11 protein-coding genes and 1 tRNA gene are annotated in these 18,784 nt (G+C 68.4%); all 12 read left to right on the top strand.

The genetic code is table 11. The features are described 5' to 3' along the window. Positions 1 to 187 precede the first annotated feature (187 nt). Positions 188 to 1,198: a type I glyceraldehyde-3-phosphate dehydrogenase gene (gap, locus tag G4D87_RS14945; RefSeq protein ID WP_163782738.1), complete on the top strand. Its 1,011-nt coding sequence runs from the start codon at positions 188 to 190 to the stop codon at positions 1,196 to 1,198. Between the two features lie 39 nt (positions 1,199 to 1,237). Beyond that, entirely contained in the window at positions 1,238 to 2,425 is a 1,188-nt protein-coding gene (locus G4D87_RS14950; protein WP_163782739.1) for a phosphoglycerate kinase, read from the top strand. A gap of 39 nt (positions 2,426 to 2,464) precedes the next feature. Beyond that, on the top strand, positions 2,465 to 3,241 hold the full coding sequence (gene tpiA, locus G4D87_RS14955) for a triose-phosphate isomerase (RefSeq protein ID WP_163782740.1): 777 nt from the start codon (positions 2,465 to 2,467) through the stop codon (positions 3,239 to 3,241). Positions 3,242 to 3,330: 89 nt separating this feature from the next. Then, entirely contained in the window at positions 3,331 to 3,759 is a 429-nt protein-coding gene (gene secG, locus G4D87_RS14960) for a preprotein translocase subunit SecG (RefSeq protein ID WP_163782741.1), read from the top strand. 103 nt (positions 3,760 to 3,862) lie between these two features. Beyond that, positions 3,863 to 3,944 (top strand) — tRNA-Leu (locus G4D87_RS14965). Between the two features lie 193 nt (positions 3,945 to 4,137). Then, positions 4,138 to 4,368, top strand: coding sequence for a DUF3969 family protein (locus G4D87_RS14970; protein ID WP_240358289.1), 231 nt, complete (start codon positions 4,138 to 4,140; stop codon positions 4,366 to 4,368). Then, entirely contained in the window at positions 4,365 to 5,042 is a 678-nt protein-coding gene (locus tag G4D87_RS14975; RefSeq protein WP_443192651.1) for a transposase, read from the top strand. The genes G4D87_RS14970 and G4D87_RS14975 overlap by 4 nt, the downstream gene beginning before the upstream one ends. 47 nt (positions 5,043 to 5,089) lie before the next feature. Then, entirely contained in the window at positions 5,090 to 5,824 is a 735-nt protein-coding gene (locus G4D87_RS14980; RefSeq protein WP_163782743.1) for a hypothetical protein, read from the top strand. Between the two features lie 15 nt (positions 5,825 to 5,839). Next, positions 5,840 to 10,174, top strand: a complete 4,335-nt coding sequence (gene pglW, locus G4D87_RS14985; RefSeq protein WP_163782744.1) for a BREX system serine/threonine kinase PglW — start codon at positions 5,840 to 5,842, stop codon at positions 10,172 to 10,174. Next, the gene (gene pglX / locus G4D87_RS14990) at positions 10,171 to 13,758 is read left to right on the top strand and encodes a BREX-2 system adenine-specific DNA-methyltransferase PglX (RefSeq protein WP_163782745.1); all 3,588 of its coding nucleotides are present in this window, start codon (positions 10,171 to 10,173) and stop codon (positions 13,756 to 13,758) included. The genes pglW and pglX overlap by 4 nt, the downstream gene beginning before the upstream one ends. Next, positions 13,755 to 17,384, top strand: coding sequence for a DUF6079 family protein (locus G4D87_RS14995; protein ID WP_163782746.1), 3,630 nt, complete (start codon positions 13,755 to 13,757; stop codon positions 17,382 to 17,384). Before pglX ends, G4D87_RS14995 begins: the two co-directional genes overlap by 4 nt. Then, a partial coding sequence (gene pglZ / locus G4D87_RS15000) for a BREX-2 system phosphatase PglZ (RefSeq protein ID WP_163782747.1) occupies positions 17,381 to 18,784 on the top strand: 1,404 nt, incomplete at its 3' end. The genes G4D87_RS14995 and pglZ, both read left to right, overlap by 4 nt.

Below are 18,784 nucleotides of genomic sequence, written 5' to 3' on the forward strand. Positions count from 1 at the left end.
GGTGGGGGAACGGGCACCGCTGTCTGGCTGTTGCTCGGGGTGATTGTTCAGCTTCGGCGTGCGCGTCGCCGCGGGGATGTCGCCGGGCGTTGACTCGGCGGGTCGCGATGCCTACGGTCGGCCGCCCTCGAATTTGACGTGACGACCCGTGGGTGCCTGGCACCCACTGCTCAAGGAGACGACGAACATGGCTACCCGGATTGCCATCAATGGCTTTGGCCGCATCGGTCGCTGCATCCTCCGCGCGGTGCTCAGCCGCAAGGAAGACCTCGAGATTGTCGCCATCAACGACCTCGACAAGCCCGCGGCGCTGGCGCACCTGTTCAAGTACGACTCCGTGCACCGCACCTGGCCGGGCACGGTGAAGGCGACGGAGAAGGGCATCGTGGTGGACGGCAAGGAGATTGCCGTCACCGCGGAGAAGGACCCGACGGCGCTGCCCTGGAAGAGCCTGAACGTGGACGTGGTGCTGGAGTGCACCGGCCGCTTCACCGCGCGCGACGCGGCGGAGAAGCACCTGAAGGCGGGCGCGAAGAAGGTCATCATCTCCGCCCCGGCCAAGGGCCCGGACATCACCATCGCCTACGGCATCAACCACAACGAGTACGACCCGGCGAAGCACCACGTCATCTCGAACGCCTCGTGCACCACCAACTGCCTGGCGCCCATCGCCAAGGTGCTGGTGGACAACTTCGGCATCGAGAAGGGCCTGATGACCACGGTCCACAGCTACACCAACGACCAGCGCATCCTGGACCTCACCCACGAGGACATGCGCCGCGCCCGCGCCGCCGCGCTCTCCATGATTCCCACCAGCACCGGCGCCGCGAAGGCCATCGGTGAGGTGATTCCGCAACTCAAGGGCAAGATGCACGGCCTGGCCGTCCGCGTGCCCACCCCGAACGTGTCCCTGGTGGACCTGACGGTGAACACCGAGAAGAAGGTCACCGCGGAGGCCGTCATCGAGGCCTACCGCAAGGCCGCCGAAGGCCCGCTCAAGGGCGTGCTGGAGTTCAGCGACGCGCAGACGGTGTCGGTGGACTACAACGGCAACCCGCACTCGGCCATCTTCGACTCCACCAACTGCTTCGTGATGGGCGACAACCTGCTCAAGGTCATGGCCTGGTACGACAACGAGTGGGGCTTCTCCAACCGCATGGTGGACACGGCGAAGTTCCTCGTGTCCAAGGGCGTCTAGTCCCAAGGGCGTTCAGGGCACCGAGAGGGAAGGACCGAGATGATCCGCTACATCGATGATCTGCAGCTGACCGGGAAGCGCGTCTTCATCCGCGTGGACTTCAACGTCCCCATGGATGGCCGGCGCGTGACCGACGACACCCGCATCCGCGAGGCGATGCCCACCATCCGGCGCGCGCTCGACATGGGCGGGAAGGTCATCCTGGCCTCCCACCTCGGCCGTCCCAAGGGGCCGGACCCGAAGCTGTCGCTGGAGCCTGTCGCCGCGCGGCTCGCCGAGCTGCTCGGCGGCAAGCACGAGGTCATCCTCACCGACGACTGCGTCGGTGACGGGGTGAAGAAACAGGTGAAGGAGCTCAAGGAAGGCCAGGTGGTCGTCCTGGAGAACCTCCGCTTCCACAAGGAAGAGGAGGCCAACGACGAGGCGTTCGCCCGCGAGCTGGCGGCGCTGGCGGACGTCTATATCAACGACGCCTTCGGCACCGCCCACCGCGCCCACGCGTCCACCGCGGGCATGGTGCCCTTCGTGAAGGAGAAGGCGGCCGGCTTCCTGATGCGCAAGGAAATTGAGTACCTGGGCAAGGTGCTCAAGAACCCGGACAAGCCCTTCGTGGCCATCCTGGGTGGCTCGAAGGTGAGCGACAAAATCAAGGTCATCGAGAGCCTGCTGCCCAAGGTGGACGCGCTGCTCATCGGCGGCGCCATGGCGTACACCTTCCTGAAGGCGCAGGGCGTCGAGGTGGGCAAGTCCCGCGTCGAAGGCGACAAGCTGTCGCTGGCCACGCGCCTGCTGGAGGCGGCGCACCGGTTCAAGACGCAGCTGGTGCTGCCGGTGGACCACATCGTGGGCACCGAGCCCACGGAGAACAGCCCCGCGCAGGAGACGCCGGACAACGCGATTCCGCCGGACATGATGGGCCTGGACATCGGTCCCAAGACGCGCGCCATCTACTCGCAGCACATCCGCGACGCGAGGACGGTGGTGTGGAACGGGCCCATGGGCCTGTTCGAGGTGCCCAAGTTCGCCGAGGGCACCCGCTCCGTCGCCGCGGCCATGTCCATCAACACGCAGGCCACCACCGTCATCGGCGGCGGGGACAGCGCGGCGGCCGTGGAGCAGATGGGCTTCGCCGACAAGATGAGCCATGTGTCCACTGGTGGAGGTGCGTCCCTGGAATTCCTGGAAGGACGCGACTTGCCGGGCATCAAGGCGCTGGAGACGCGGTAGGCTCCGCGTCCGACACACCACTCACCCCTGGGGGACCTCATGGCCACCGCGCGGCGCCGGAAGATCGTTGCTGGCAACTGGAAGATGAACAAGTCGGTACCGGAGGCGCTGGCCCTGGTGCGGGACTTGCGGGGCCAGGTGGCCTCCTTTGGGGACACGGTGGAGGTGGTGGTGGCGCCGCCGTTCGTGGCGCTGCAGCCGCTGCATGTCGCGCTGGAAGGCGCGCCGCTGGCGCTGGCGGCGCAGCACTGCCACTGGGAGTCCTCGGGCGCCTTCACGGGTGAGATCTCCGCGCCGATGCTGGCGGAGCTGGGGTGTGCCTACGTCATCGTGGGGCACTCCGAGCGCCGGCAGCTCTTCGGGGAGACGGACGCGCAGGTGAACAAGCGGGCGAAGGCGGTCCGCGCGGCGGGGATGACGCCCATCCTCTGCGTGGGTGAGACGCTGGCCGAGCGCGAGGCGAACCAGACGCTGGCGGTGGTGGAGCGTCAGGTGCGCGGGGCGCTGGAGGGCTTCGAGGCCAAGGACGTGGCGGGCTTCGTGCTGGCGTACGAGCCGGTGTGGGCCATTGGGACGGGGCGCAACGCCACGGCGGCGCAGGCGCAGGAGGTCCACGCGGCGATCCGGGGCCTGATTGAGCGGCTGTACGACGGGGAGACGGCCGGGCGGGTGCGCATCCAGTACGGCGGCAGCGTGAAGCCGGACAACGCCGCGGAATTGCTGGGCCAGCCGGACGTGGATGGGGCGCTTGTCGGGGGCGCGAGCCTGAAGGCGGGCGACTTCGCGGCCATCGTCAAGGCGGCCACTGAGGGTTGATCCTGGGGGCGGGCGGAAGATGTTGTCACCCGTTCACTACTTTGGTGTAGGGTGCGCCTCCTTTTCACGGAACGTCTGAAAGAGTCCACATGCTGACCTTCGTCACGATCGTGCACGTCCTGGTGTGCGTGTTCATGATCTTCGTCATTCTGCTCCAGCCGGGTAAGGACGCCGGTATGGGCTCCGCGCTGGGCGGTGGTGCCGCCACGAGCGCCTTCGGCGGCCGGGGTGCGGTGACGTTCCTCAGCAAGCTGACCGGTGTCTTCGCCGCGCTCTTCTTCTTCAGCTCGCTCGGCCTGTCCTTCGTGGGGCTGCGCTCCTCGGTGGCGGCGGGTGGCTCGGTGGCCACGCCTCCGGCGCAGACGGCCCCGGCGACCCCGGGTGACGCGGCGCCGGCCGCTCCGGGCAGCATGGAGCAGCCGCGCGGCGAGCAGTCGACCCCGCCTGTCGAGGGGGGTGGCAACCCGGCGACCGATGAGGCCGCTCCCGCGGCGCAGGAGCCGGCTCCGGCGCAGTAGTCGTTCGCGGTACGCGGTTCGTAGGAAGAATCTGATTCACGCAGCGGTTGAGATTGTCGTTGCGTGAATCAGCAAGCTCCGGTAGATGGACGCCGCAGCAAACGCCCAGGTGGTGGAACTGGTAGACACACCATCTTGAGGGGGTGGCGCCGAAAGGTGTGCGGGTTCGAATCCCGCCCTGGGCACTCCGAATCAGGCCTCCGAGTCGAAAGACTCGGGGGCCTTTTTCGTTTCCTGGGGCCAGGGTGGCGCAACCAGTGATCTTGTCTCCGCCTGGACGTGGGGACTCTTCGGTGGACCTGTCGCTTCTCGCCGCTGGTGAGGTCGAGCTTCAACGCATGGTGGCCATTGCGGTGTCGGGCGCTGACGACGGGCGCCGTGACTCCCTCATACGCGTGTGCGCGGCTGTTTGGTCCGGCGTTGCTCTCGCGTCTTGAGGCGTTGAACGCGCATCCCGATCTTGTCCGTGCCATTCACCTGGCCACCGAGCTTGACGACCTTGCCGACCTGGTTCCCGATGCGCTGAACTCGCCGATAGCTGAGATAGAGGCGTGCCTGCTGAGGGTACTGTCAGCGTTGTCTCCGGCACCCACGGCCGGCGCGAAGTGACTCGTCAAATAAGGTGGACCTGTCATGGAGGCGGGGCAGGCTCAACCCTGCTGGAGGAAGAGGTGCGGGAGTTGGTGGGGGCTGGCCGGTGGCAGCGGATGGTGGGCCGGGCGGACGTGCAGAGCGGCAGCTACCTGCGCACGTTGGTGACGACGGCGGGGGCTGTGGAGGTGACGGTGCCGCGAATCCGGCACAGCGGCAGTGCGGGAGAGGTGCTGGGGCGCTACAAGCGTCGCAGCGCGGAGCTCGACGAGGCGATTACCAGCGCGTACGTGCAGGGCGTCTCCACGAGGAAGATGGGCAAGGTGACACGGGTCCTCATGGCCGAGGACGTCTCGCGCTCGACGGTGTGCCGGGCGACGCGGACGCTGGAGGAGAAGGTGGAGGGGCTGCGCAACCAGCCCCTCTCCCAGGCCTTCCCGTACCTTTACCTGGATGCCACCTTCCATAGGCGCCAGGTGGGCACGCACGGTGCGGAACGTCTCCGCCCTGGTGGCGTTCGGCGTGGGCGCGGATGGACACCGCACCTGCTCGCCGTCACCCGGGGTGGCAGCGAGTCGGCGGAGGCTTGGCGGGACTTGCTGCGCCAGTTGCGGGCGCGAGGGCTGACGGGCGTGCGGCTCGTCATCGCCGACGGGCACAAGGGCCGTGGTCTCCGCGCTTCGTCCCGCTAGACACCCAGCATAGACTGCGCGCCCATTTCGGGGAGGGGAGCGCCGCCATGTCCGCCGTGCTGAACGGCCAGTTGGAGAAATTCTACGAAGCCGCTTTCGTGGGGCTCAAGGCCTTGGATGCGCGAGCGGGCGTGGCGCGCCGTTTCGGCCCAAACGCCGATGCTCGCTGGGCCCTCTTCAAGGGAGAGATGAAGGAGGGGGACCGGCTGGATCTCCTCATCCGCGATGCTGCGGTCAACCACCCGGCGGCCTTCGCCCCCCGGCGTATCTTCCTCTTGGACGGCCTGGCCGAGGACGAGCCGTTCGGTCCGGAGTGGCCCGGTCCCGATGCCGCCCTTGCCATGCGGCTCTGGCGTGATGCGCACGCCTCCGCCCCCGCGGCGCTCGGGGACGTCCTGCGGGCCGCCTCCCGTACATGGGGGCTGACCCCAAAACTTCTCGCCAAGGACGCGCTCGCGGGCATTGCCCCGGCCTCGCGCATCCTCGCCTCCGGGGCAGGGGCGGTGCTCTCGTTGGCCGCCCACTTCGAGGGCCGCGCGGAACTGGACCTTGCCGATCAGGTCCTGCTCGTCACCGACTCGCCCGCGGAGCGGCAGCTCTTCGGGATGGCCGTGATGCTCCTGGGCAGCAACCGCCCCGTGCATTGGCTGCTTCCCACCGCTTCCGCCGAGGACGCTCGGGCGCAGCAGTTCCCGCGTGCCGGGATGCTGCTCATCTCGGACGATGTCCCCCCGGCCCGGCGCGACGATGTGGCCGTCCTTGCCCGGGCGCTCGGCGCGTAAGAGAGGACCCGCCTCATGCCGCTTTCGCAGAATCGCGTCCTCGTCCAGGGGATGACGCCCCATCCCCATGAGCAGCAGGCCATCGAGTTCATCAAGAAGGCCCTCCCGGACTCGGAGCCCTACCGGCTGTGGGCCCTCGTGACGCTCGCGGACCCGTCCGGGCGTCGGTATGAAATCGACGCGCTCATCCTCGGCTACCACGCCCTCTACCTTGTCGAAATCAAGAGTCACCCGGCCACCGTGAGCGGCTCCGTCGTGGACTGGGTCTTCGAGTTTGCCGGCGGCGGGCGCAGCGTGAAGGAGAACCCGCTGCGGCTCGCGGACCAGAAGGCGCGCGTGCTCGCCAGCCTGCTCGAGCGCCGCATGCCAGGCGAGCGCCCCTGGGTGGAGCCCCTCATCTTCCTCTCGCACCCGGACGTGCGGCTCGCGTTTCCGGAGGCCGCGCGCACCAATGTCGTTACCCAGGGCACCTTCGCTGAGGCCATCACCCACGCCCGCTTCCCCGGGGTGGATGCCCGCATGGCCTCGCGGCGCATCAACAAGCCGCTGGCCCAGGCCACCGCCAAGGCTCTGCTTGAACTGGGTCTCGCTCCCAGCGCGGGCGCAATGAAGCTGGGTGAGCTCCTCATCGGCTCCATCATCGAGGAGGGGCCGGGCTACCAGGACCGGGAAGCCACCCACGAGCGCATGCCCCACCTGCGCCGCCGGGTGCGCACCTACCTGGTGCCCCAGTCGGAGACGCGCGAGCGCAGCGAGCAACTGCGCCGGGCTGCCGAGCGCGAGGCCAGCCTGCTCACCACGCTCGGGGACCACCCGCGCATGATGAAGGTGACGAACTACCACTCCGAGGGGCCCATGGGGGGGCCCTGCGTCGTCTTCGAGCACCTCCCCGACGCGCTCCCCCTTGACACCTTCCTGCGCCAGAACCCGAACCTCCCCTTCGAGGAGCGGGTGGACCTGCTGGAGCAGCTCGGCGAGGCGCTCGACTACTGCCACCGCAAGAAGGTCCTCCACCGTGGGCTGCATCCGGGCTCCGTACTTGTGCAGCGCCGCGAGGGCGGAGGGCTGGATGTGCGGCTCTACAACTTCCAGCTCGCGCTCAAGGAGGACGGCACCCCGGGCACCCGGCACCTGTCCGCCTTCCAGGGCGACCCGGCCGCCCTCTACCGCGCCCCCGAGCTCATCGAAGACCCCAGCAAGGCCTCCACCGCCAGCGACGTCTTCAGCCTGGGCGCCATCGCCTACCACGTGCTGACCGGCCGCTCTCCAGGCTCCACCCTCCAGGAGCGCGACGCGCTGATGCGGCCCGGCTTCCTCTCCGTGGCCGCGGCTCGTGACGACCTTGCGGCGGGCAGCAAGGGGCTCGACCCGGAGAAGAAGGAGCAGGCCAAGAGCCTGGACGAGGTGGTGCAGTTCGCCACCGACGTCAACCCGGTGCAGCGCGCGGACAGCGCCATGGAGTGGGTCAACCTTCTGCTGGAGCAGGTGACGACCCCGGCCGCCCCGGAGGTGACGGGGGCGGACCCGCTGGTGGCCCGGCGTGGGGACCGGCTCGGCCCGGACCTCGGGGTGGAGGACGTGCTCGGCACCGGCTCCACCGCGCGCGTGCTGCGCGTGCTGCGCGACGGCACCCGCTACGCCCTCAAGGTCCCCCTCTCCCCGGAGTACGAGTCGCGGCTGCGCGCCGAGGCGGACGTGCTGGAGCGGCTGCGCGGCGAGCGCATCGTGGCGCTGGTGGAGCGCCTGAAGCTCTCCGGGCGCACGTGCCTGCTACTCACCGACGCGGGCAAGACGCTGGGCCAGCTCCTCGCCGAGGAAGGCCCGGTGAGCCTGGACTATGCAGCCCGCTGGGGCGAGGATCTGCTGCTGGCCCTCCAGGCCCTGGAGGAGAAGGGCGTCCAGCACCGCGACATCAAACCCTCCAACGTGGGCGTCTTGGAGGGCGCTAGCAAGAAGGCGCGCCACCTGATGCTCTTCGACTTCTCGCTGTCCACCGTCGCCCCCACCGAGGTGACGGCGGGCACGCCCGTCTACCGCGACCCTTTCCTCGTGCGGCGCGGCAGGTGGGACGAGGCCGCGGACCGCTGGAGCGCCGCGCTCACCCTGCACGAGATGCTCACCGGCGTGCGCCCGCGCTTCCCCTCCGCGGACATGGCGGCCGTTGCGAGCACGGAGGAAATCACCCTCTCCGCCGAGCGCTTCGACGCCTCGGTGCGCACGCGCCTGCTGGCCTTCTTCCGCAAGGCGCTCGCCCGCGACGTCGCCTCCCGCCACGAGAGCGCGGAGGCCATGCGCAAGGAGTGGATGGCGTGCTTCGCGCACTCCGCGGTCGAGGCGCCCTCCGCCGAGCCGGGCCGCACGCTGGAGGATGCGCTTGCGGGCGTGACGCCCGACAGCTCCGTCGAGGCGCTGCCCCTCTCCTTCAAGGCCCGCAACGCGCTGGACCGCTCCGGCGTCGTCACCGTGCGCGAGCTGCTGCTCGTCCCGCAGAACCACCTGTCCGCCATGCGCGGGGTGGGGCGCACGACGACGAAGGAAATCCTCAACCTGCTCGACCAGCTGCGGGAGCGGCTGGGGCCGGTGGCGGGGGAGGGGAGCGCCGAGCCCGTCTTCTTCCCGGGGTACCGCGGGGCGGACGGAGACGTGGCCTTCGTGCCCCGCCTGCCCGAGGCCGCCGCAGTGGCCCTGGATGACGCGGGGCTCGGGCGGCTGGCCCAGGTGGCCTCCGCCGCGCGCGCCCGGGTTGCGCGGCTGCTGGCCCCGCACCCTCGCGCCGAGGAGACGCTGCTCGCGTACCTGAAGTCTGCCTCCAAGGAGGGCGCGAGCGCGGAGGCGCCCTCCACCGTCGAGGCCTGGCTGGAGGCGCTCCTGCCGAAGAAGCCGAAGTCGCGCGAGGTGTTCCCCAAGCACGTGCGCATGCTCTTCGGGCTGGAGGCGCCGGAGCAGCGCGTCCCGGACGTGCGCACGCTGGCCGTGCGGCTCGGCATCACCCCGCAGGGCGTCTACCTGTCGCTGAGCAAGGCCCGGGAGCGGTGGGCCGCGCACCCGGCGCTAGCCGAGCTGCACGAGCGGGTGGGCGCCGCGCTGGAGCAGCTCGGAGGGGCGGCGCCGGTGGCGCGGGTGGCCGAGGTGCTGCCCACCTTCCTGCCACATGACGCCGGGGCGAGCGAGGGGAGCACACGTCGGGCTCAGGCCCTGGTGCGGCTGGTGGCCGAGTCCGGCCGGGGGCTCGTGCCTGGCCGGCTCCACGAGGAGCCGTGGATTGGCATGTCCCCCGGGCACCTGGACGCGGCGCGCGCGCTGGGGAACAAGGCGGACGCGCTGGCGGCGCGCGAGCCCCTGCCCTCGTCCGAGGAGGTGCGCGAGGCCCTCTCGGCCGTGGTGGAGGGCACGCCCCTGGCCCGGGTGGCGCCGGAGCGGCTCGTCTCCCTGGCGGCCGAGGCCAGCCGCTCGGCGGCCCGGAGCGCCCGGCTGGAGCTCTACCCGCGTGGCATGCCCGTGGACCGCGCGCTGGCGCTGTCGGCCGGCGCCCTCGTCAACGGCATGCCCGCCGAGGCCATCGTCAAGGTGGTGGCGGCCCGCTACCCGGAGGCCGAGCCGCTGCCGCCGCGCCCTGCCCTGGATGCCGTGGTGGAGAAGCTCGGCCTCACCTGGAGCGAGGCGCAAGGCGTCTACGTGCGCGCGGGCGCGACGGCGATGCCCACCACCAGCACCCAGGTGCTGGACGACCGCCGTCCCACGACGCACTCCAGCCACCGCCCGAAGAACGACCCGGAGGCCCAGGAGGCCCAGGAGTTCAACGAGCGGCTGCGCCTGGCGGCCGAGCGTGGCAGCTTCCGCGTCGTCGAGGTCAGCTCGCCCTACGCGGACGCGGCGGCGGAGGAGCTGGGGCGGCGTCTGAAGGTGCGCCCGCGCTCGCTGGAGCAGGAACTGCTGGAGGGCGCCCTGAAGTTGGCGGAGGAGTTCGGAGCGGAGCTGGAGGTGGTGTACGCGGCGGACCGGGAGGGGCCGGGCGGTCCCCACTGGCCTAACCTGCGCCAGCTAATGCTGGAGAGCGCCGAGCGGCTCGGGCAGTCGCTTCGAGAGGAGAAGGGGAAGCGCCTGGTGCTGACCCACCCCGGCATGCTGGCGCGTTACCACCTGGAGAGCTTCCTGCGCGGGCTGTGGGAGGCGAGCCAGCGCGATGATGGACCGGCGGTGTTCCTCGTGGTGCCGGCGCACTCCCAGACGGAGCGGGCGAGCATTCATGGAGTGACGGAATCTCTGCCCATTCCCACCACGTCCGCGGCGCAGCGCATGCAGGTGCCCGAGACGTGGATTCTGAATCTGGATCGAGGAGGTAAGGCGTGAGTCGCGGCAAGAAGAAGGGCGGCGAGCGGACGTTGACGCAGGAACTGGCGGCATTCTTGTCCAAGGTACTGGTGCCGGACCTGCGCGAGAGGGCCAAGGTGCCCGAGGTGCACAATGCGCTGGAGAAGCGCTACCAGTACGAGAAGGCGGCCAACCGCACGGCGGAGCACTTCGTTGAATGGGTGGCGCGGACGGTGGAGCAGGTGGGCGCCGCCTGGGTGCTCTCGTGCGTATTCATCCGCACGCTGGAGGACCGCGAGTTGCTCGGGCAGCACCGGCTGGCCGGGCCGGGCGCGAAGGATGCCTATGGCCAGTTCATCGAGCTTGCGCCCTCGCTTACCGCGCGCGACTACCTGCTGCTCGTGTTCCGGGAGGTGGCCTCGCTCCCGGCGGCCGAGGACGTGCTCGGGCCCCAGCACAACCCAGCGTGGCGGCTTTCTCCCTCGCACGAGGCGGCGCGCAAGCTCCTGGACTTCTTCCAGGAGGAGGACGCGGGCGGGGCACTGAAGTGGACCTTCACCGGCACGGATACGCGCTTCCTGGGGGACCTCTACCAGGACCTCTCGGAGGATGTGCGCAAGCGCTACGCCCTCCTTCAAACACCGAACTTCGTGGAGAAGTTCATCCTGGACCTCACGCTCGAGCCGGCCATCAAGGAGTTTGGTCTGGAGGAGGTGCTGCTCATCGACCCGACTTGCGGCTCCGGCCACTTCCTTCTCGGTGCTTTCGAGCGGCTCTTCGAACAGCGGCGGTTGAAGGCGCCGGGATTGAACGTCAAACAGCACGCTGAGGCCGCGCTCGCGCAGGTATACGGCGTGGACCTCAATCCGTATGCTGTAGCGATAGCGCGTTTCCGCCTCACGTTGGCATTCCTCGAGAAGGCCGAAATCGGGAAGCTTAGCAGTGCGCCCCCTCTTTCGCTCAAATTGGTGGTGGCTGACTCTCTGCTTTATGGCGGGAGGCACCAGTCGAAGCTGTCCGACCTCGATGAGGACCGCACCCGATGGGGCGACGAGATGTTCGACTTGGAGGATGCTGTCGAGGCGCGCCGAATATTTGGACAGAGGTATCACGCGGTCGTGGGAAATCCACCGTACATCACATGTAAGGATGCGGCGCTGCGAGATGCGTATCGCGACCGTTATGATTCCTGCTTCCGAGAGTATGCGCTTGCCGCTCCGTTCACTGAGCGATTCTTTGAACTGGCGGTGGAGTCGGGCTTTGTCGGCCTGATCAACGCTAACAGCTTCATGAAGAGGGAGTTCGGAAAGCGCCTCATTGAGGCGGTGCTCCCGCGCTATGAGCTGACTAGGGTAATCGATACATCCGGGGCGTACATCCCAGATCACGGAACGCCAACGGTCTTGCTATTCGGGCGTAATCAGAAGCCAGTTTCCGATACTGTGGTTGCTGTGCTTGGAAAGAAGGGGGAGCCCGCTACTCCTCTGGAACCAGAGAACGGAAAAGTCTGGTCCTCGATTGCAGAATATTACAACGACGACGGCTTCGAGAACGAATTTATCTCGGTTGCGGCACTGGGGCGTTCGACACTTTCTCGCCACCCATGGTCGCTAGGGGGAGGTGGTGCGACCGAATTGAAGACTCTTTTGGAGGGCCGCTCCGCCTGTCGTCTGTCTGATATTGTCGGTGATGTTGGGTTTGGCTGCATGACGCGCGCCGATGGTGTCTATTTCGTGCCGCGACATGCTTTGAAGGCTGCTGGCCTGGTCGATGAGAGTATTATAGAAAATGTTGAGGGCGTGTTTGTTCGTGACTGGGCTGTTAATGGGCCGAACACCGCTGTGTTCCCGTACGACGATGAGTTGCGCCCTGTGTCAGAGCAAAAGGCTCCTCCAGTTCATCGGTTTTTATGGCCCTATCGAGTCTTGCTATGGACGCGTAGAGAGCCAAACGGCGATCATCGTGAACTCGGCCTGACTTGGTGGGAGTGGAGCCGCTTTCAAAAAGAGAGATTCCGCAATCCGATTTCCATTGCATTTGCCTTCATCGCCACCCACAACCACTTTGTTCTTGATCGTGGTGGCAAGGTGTTCAACCGCTCGGCACCCATCATCAAGTTGGCAGAAGGTGTATCGGAGGAAGAACACTTTGGGTTGCTTGGTTATCTCAATAGTTCCACGGCATGCTTTTGGATGAAGCAGGTGTTCTTTGATAAGGGAAATCGTGGAGAGGGGGGCGGGATTACTGCGGAGTCTTGGGAGAAGTTCTTCGAGCACGATGGTACCAAATTGAAGAACTGCCCGATTCCAGTGCTCGATGAACGCATCCGAGAGCTTGCCGTGTTGCTCGAGCGGGCTGCGAATGAGCGGCTCAAATTCTCACCAGCGGCTGCCATTGAGTGTTGGTCGACTGTTGGGGGGAGCCTTGCGGAAGGTCTTTCAACGTTCCGGCAGAAAAGCGAGAGCATGGAGGGGAAGGTTCGCTGGCTTCAGGAAGAGCTCGATTGGGCGGTTTATGGGGTTTGCGGTCTTCCTGTTGGATTGAGCACAACCTTGCCAGACGCGCTCGACGATGTTCCAGAACGGCCGCGCGGCTCAAGACCTTCGGACATTCTATACGCCCGATTGGCAATGGCTAGTGAGGTGACGACACGGTATTTTGAGTTGTGTCACCTCCCTGCGCCTTCGGAGATTGTGTCGGCACCTGTTGCTGTCATCGACAGCGAGCGCTTGGCTCTCATTGAGAAGTCCGAGCACCTTCGGCTTATCGAGACGCCCACCTACAAACGAACATTTCGCGAGGGACACCGGCCCTGGAGAGCCGATGATGCCCTTCGAAACGCAATTCGAGGCATTCTCGAGCGCACAGTTTCAAGTTCCAAGGTAGATGGGCGAGCGGTTTCGATGCGTGAACTCGTGACGCTTGCCAATGATGGGGGAGCGCTCGGAGGACTCGTTGAGTGCTTGCGCCAGGGCGAGGCACAGGTGGGGCCGGAGGAGATCGTCAGGGATCTTGTGCTGGGAGAGGCAGTTCCGTATCTGGCAGCGTGGCGACATACCGAGTCAGGCATGAGCAAGCGCCATGCTTGGGAGCAGGCTTGGAGTGCCCAGCGGCTAGAGGACGCGGGTGAGCGAGTCGGCATTCAGGTGCCACCCAAATACAAGGCAGAGGATTATCGGTCGTATGTCTATTTTCAAATGCGCGGGGAACTCGATGTCCCACGCGAGAGATTCATTCTCTATCCGGGGGAGGAACTCGATTCTGGCGGTGGGCCCCTTCTGGGTTGGGCAGGCTGGAATCACCTTCAGCGGGCTGGTGCCCTCGCTGCGCTCTATCAAGAGCACAAAACGCAGAATGGCATGGACGCCGAGCGTCTGACGCCTCTGCTCGCCGGATTACTCGAGCTCGTCCCCTGGATCCAGCAGTGGCACAACGAGCCCAACCCGGACTTCAACGGCGAGCGGCTGGGGGACTACTACGCGCAGTTCGTCAAGGAGGAGGCGCGCTCGCTCGGGCTGACGCTCGATGACCTCCGCAACTGGCGTCCCGTCAAGAAGGCCCCCGCGAAGAAGCGCGGCTCCAAGAAGAAGCCCGCCGATTCTGGTACTCAGGACGAAGCATGAGCTTGCGCGAGATTTTGGACCTCCCCCAGGAGGTCAAAAAGAGCGACTTCGTCGTCCGCCTCACCGAGGGGGTCGCCCAGGGCGACGCCCTCCTGCGGAACACCGCCATCACGCCGGACCTCAAGGGCGCCTTCGACCGGGCCCTCACGCTGGTGGGCGCCGCGCTGCGCGACAAGCAGAGCGTCGCCTCCTACGTCCACGGCAGCTTCGGCTCTGGCAAGAGCCACTTCCTCGCGCTCCTCAGCCTCCTGCTTGCCAATGACGCGACCGCCTGGTCAGAGCGCGAGCTGCACGAACTCCTCGCGAAGCACGAGTGGGTGAAGACGGCGAAGCTCCTCCGCCTCCACTTCCACATGGTGGGCGCCAACAGCACCGAGGAGAAGGTCTTCTCCGAGTACCTCGGCCGCATCCGCGAGCTGCACCCGGACGCGCCCATCCCCCCGCTCTTCGAGGACGCCGCCCTCTTCGACAACGCGGTGGAGCTGCGGCGCACGCTCGGGGACGCCGCGTTCTTCTCCAAGCTCAACGCCCACCAGCCCGCCGCCAAGGGGTGGGGCAAACTCGCCGCGGCCAGCACTTGGGACGCCGCCTCCTTCGACGCCGCCAGGAGCAGCGGCGACCCGGAGGTGCGCGCCCGGCTGTTCTCCGCGCTCGTCCAGACGCACTTCCCGGCCTTCGCGCAGAACGCGCGCGGCTTCATCTCGTTCGACCGCGGCCTGGGCATCGTCACCCGCCACGCGGCGAGCCTCGGCTACGACGGCATCGTCCTCTTCCTGGACGAGCTCATCCTCTGGCTGGCCAGCCGCGCCTCGGACCGGACGTTCCTCAGCAATGAAATCCAGAAGCTGGCCAAGCTGGTGGAGGCCCAGGACGAGCGGCGCCCGATTCCCGTGGTGAGCTTCCTCGCCCGCCAGCGCGACATCCGCGAGATGGTGGGCGACCAGTACGCCGGCCACGAGGCGCAGAACCTGGATGACTCGCTGAAGTGGTGGGAGGGGCGCTTCAACACCATCCGCCTGGAGGACCGCAACCTCCCCAGCATCGTGGAGAAGCGCGTCGTGCGCGCGAAGGACGACGCGGCGAAGAAGCGGCTCGACGAGGCCTTCGCCCAGATGCGCCGCAGCCTCGGGCCCGCGTGGGGCACGCTGCTCGGCGAACTAGCCGACGAGAAGTCCTTCCGGCAGGTGTACCCCTTTAGCCCCGCGCTCATCGAGGCGGTGGTGGCGCTCTCCGCGTGCTTGCAGCGCGAGCGCACCGCGCTCAAGGTACTGGTGGAACTGCTCGTCGAGCACCTGCCGGACTTCGAGCTGGGCAAGGTCGTCCCGGTGGGCGACCTGTTCGACGCGCTCGCCGGCGGCGAGGAGCCCATGGACGGCGTCATGCGCGAGCGCTTCGCCGCGGCGCGCCGGCTCTATGGCACCGAGCTGCTGCCGGTCATCCAGGCGCAGAACGGCACGGGCACGAAGGAGCGCTGCCAGCGCCTGCGCGAGGACTGGCCGGTGTCGCTCGGCTGCTCTGGCTGCAAGGAGGCCCGGTGCCGGACGGACAACCGGCTGGCGAAGACGCTGCTGCTGGGGGCGCTCGTCCCCAACTCCAAGGTTTTCAAGAACCTCACCGTGTCGCGCCTGGTGCAGCTCAACCACGGCACGCTGCGCTCGCCCATCCCGGGCACCGAGGCCACGCAGGCCGCGGCCCGGCTGCGCGCCTGGGCGTCCGAGGTGGGCAAGCTGCGGGTGGGGGACCAGCCGGACCCCACTGTCACCGTCGTCCTGGAGGGCGTGGACCTCAAGCCCATCATGGCCGCGGCCAGCGCGTACGACTCGGACGGGGCGCGCCGGAAGAAAATCCAGGAGGTGCTCTTCACCTCCATGGGCCTGGAGGCGGAGGCGCCCACCGTCAGCCACGACGTGGAGTGGCGGGGCACCCGGCGCACCGGCAGCATCCACTACGGCAACGTGCGCGAGATGGACGACTCCCTCCTGCGCCACCGGGCGGATGAGGACTTCCGCGTCGTCATCGACTACCCGTTCGACAAGGCGGGCCACAGCCCCGTGGAGGACGAGGCGCGGCTGGAGCGCTTCCGGCGCGAGGTGGGCGACAGTCAGACCGTGGTGTGGCTGCCCAGCTTCTTCTCCGAGAAGGTCCAGCGCGACCTGTCGGAGTTGGTCATCATCGACGGCATCCTCCAGGGCGACTTCAAGCGCCACGTAGAGAACCTCCGCCCGGATGACCAGCTCCGGGCGCGGGCGGAGCTGGAGAGCCTCGGCAGCCAGAAGCGCCAGCGGGTCCTGCGGGTGCTCCAGGCGGCCTACGGCCTCACCAGTGCCGGGGACGGGGAACTGGACAGCGCGCGCAAGATGGACCGGCACTTCTTCGTGCTCGGCCCGGGGATGGAGATTCGCGGCCTGGTGTCCGCGTCGCTGGGGGATGCGCTCCGCTCGGCGGTGCACGAGCTGCTGGAGCAGCGCTACCCGCGCCACCCCCGGCTGACGGAGAAGGTGACGCGCCCGCGCCTGGAGAAGAACCTTCGCCTCTTCGAGCGCATTTGCGAGTCGGACGGGCAGCGGTTGCCGTTCGAGCGGGTGGAGCTCAAGGAGCTGGAGCTGGCCCACGAGCTGGGCATCGTGTCCGTGCACGAGGCGAGCGCGGCGCTGCGCACCCAGCGCTTCCAGGATTTGGAGCAGGAGCTGCACAAGGAGGGTATCCAGTCGCCCACGGTGGCGCGGGTGAAGCGGCTGTTGGACCCCAAGGACGCCATGGGGCTGACGGCCGAGGTGGCGGACTTCCTGGTGCTGGCCTGGGCCCTGGTCTCCGGGCGCGAGCTGCTGCGCGGCGGCAGCCCGGTGCGTGAGCCCGTCATGGGCAAGCTGCCGGAGGACGCCGAGCTGGTGAAGCCGCCCATGCCGGACCCGGTGCGGTGGCAGCATTCGCTGGAGCTGGCCGCCGGACTGTTCGGCATCAGCCTGGGCGGCAAGGCGCTCCACGCGCGCAACCTGCGCCAGCTCCACGAGGCGCTGGAGAAGAAGCGCAAGGAGGCGCAGGCCGCGAGGGCGCACGAGGTGGAGCAGCTCCTGGCGCAGCGAGGCGTGGGCGGGGAGGTTCCGCGGGCCATCACCGCGCGGGCCGTGCGCGAGCTGCTGGATCGGCTAACGGCCCCCGGGCCAGTGGCGCAGGTGGAGTCGCTGGCTGGGCTGGAGCCGCGCACCAGTGTCACCGCCATGGCGCGCCACCTGGTGCAGGCGCGGCAGGTGGCGGACTGCCTGGACGATGACCTCGTCTTCAACAACTTCCGCCTCCTGGAGGGGCGCACCGAGCCGGAGGCCCAGACGCTGCTCGCGGACTTGCACCGGGTGCTGGAGGCGGACCAACTCCACGAGGACCTGTCCGCCCAGGTGCGCAGCCTGTCCTCGGGCGCCCAGGCGCTCGTGCGGCAGTCGGTGGGGAAGCGGGATGACGTTGACGGGCCGCGTCCGCCCGAGCCGGGCCTTGAGGTGGTCGGCGAGGGGCGCGTGCAGGAGGTGGCGCGGGTGGAGGCGGAGCTGGCGCGGCTGCGCGAGGCGCTCCAGAGCGCGGGCCCCGGGGCGAAGGTCGCGCTCCACTGGCGCGTGACGCGGGTGAAGTCGTGACGGAGGCGCCGTCCCTGTCGCTGCGGGACCTCGAGGAGGAGGTCCGCGCCATCCACCGGACGAAGCACCGCTCGCTCAACGTGGCGCTGTACGGGCGGGGGGAGCCCGCGGTGCTGAACGTGGCACTGGTGGAGGGAGGCCGCTCCTTCCAGGCAGTCCCGGTGCGCTGCGAGCTGGAGCTGCGCCAAGCCTTGCAGCAGGCCGGGGACACGCCACTGGTGCTGCTGGTGGACTATGGGACGGACCTGCCGCTGGACGTCGAGGCGCGCCTGGCGGGGGGACGCATCCACTTCGTGGCGGAGGCGCGGCGGGTGGCGCGGCTCTTCGGGGCGAGTGCAGCCTCTGCGGAGCTCCTGGAGAGCCCCCTGGCCAAGGCGTTGCTGGAGAACCCGGGGTCACCCATGGGGCCGCTGTCGGGGGCCACGGTGGACCTGGAGACGGCATGGCGCTGTTTCCTCCACCGGCGGGTGGCGCTGCCCAACGAGCCCGGCCTCTCCGAGGACCGCATCCTCGCCTTCTGCGCCACGTCTCCCTCGGGCCCCGAGTTCGGGCTCTATTTGAAGGAGCGTCCCGGGCTGCAACAGGCCCTGTACGAGTACCTGGAGAAGTCCGCGGGCCCAGTGGCGCGCATCGCCTGGAGGGCCTGGGAGGCGGGTCAGGGACGCAAGCTGGCGGCCCTCACCCTGCTGCTGGAGGCCGCCGCGCCGAAGCTGGCGAATGACCCTTACCTCAAGGCGAGCATGGTGGCGCTGCTGGGGCAGGTGGCCCCGGACCTGCGGGACGCTCCCAGCAGGGACCCGGCGCTCCTCCTGCGCTGGGGCGAGCTGGCGGACCGGCTCGTGCTGCGCCTCAAGGACGAGGTGGTGAGCCCGCTCCTGGACGAGGCCCAGGCGCTCCTGCCGGACATGGAGGTGCGGGACGCGCTCGCGGAGGGTCGCTACCTGCCGGGCGCCTTCCACAGGACGGCGGAGCTGCTGGGCGAGGCTCTCGCACGCGCGGCGGAGGAGGGCTCCGAGGGGCACTTCCGGACGGCTGCCGAGCTCGTCGCGCGGCTTGGGCGGCATCACCTGGCGAGGCGACACTCGGAGCGCATCGAGCGTGCGCGGATGGCCATGCGGCTGCTCGCGTACCGCCGCGCGCGGCCGGACTTCGAGGATCTGGCGCGCCATGGCCCGTCCTATGAGGAGATGCTCTCCCTGGCGGAGGCCTATGCGGGTGAGGGCGGCTACGTAGACCATGCCTTGCGAATCGCGCGAGGGAGTGCCTCGGACGCCGTGGGGATGGGGGTGGAGAAGGTAGTGGCCGCCATCGAGGCCCTGCGCGACGGGGATGACGCCAGCTTCGCGCGAGGGCTCGGGGCGTGGACGCGGGCGGGGCGCAAGGCGGACCGGGTGGTGCCC

The sequence above is a fragment of the Myxococcus vastator genome, assembly GCF_010894475.1.
In the GTDB taxonomy this organism is placed as follows: Bacteria; Myxococcota; Myxococcia; order Myxococcales; family Myxococcaceae; genus Myxococcus; species Myxococcus vastator.